The following is a 281-nucleotide window of genomic DNA, read 5'->3' as shown; positions in this document are numbered from 1 at the left end:
CGAGGGTGCGGCTGCGCTCGTTGCGCTGAGTGAGCCGGAGCTTGCGGCGGTGCTGGTTATCCAGAATCTGGCGCAAATGCCGGAAAACGAACTGAGTGCAGTGGGCGCTGAACGGGTGCTGGCCAAGCTCATTGGCTGGGCGGCAGAGGCCAGGCATTCTGCGGCCGTGAGCCTGCTGTCGGAAGCGCAGCGGCTGTTTGATACGCGCAAGCTGTACTTCGGCCTCAATGTGGTCAAGAGCCTTGGATTGCGTTTTCTGCGGGCCGACACTTCATCGGCCA

At 62.3% G+C, this 281-nt stretch carries 1 protein-coding gene; it reads left to right on the top strand.

Going from position 1 to position 281, the window contains the following annotated elements:
- On the top strand, positions 1-281 hold a 281-nt coding region (locus tag AC0L20_RS40875), incomplete at both ends, for a hypothetical protein (protein ID WP_473295804.1).

It is taken from the genome of Bradyrhizobium sp. Kon58 (assembly GCF_055807455.1).
This window is presented reverse-complemented; position numbering and strand designations above follow the sequence as displayed.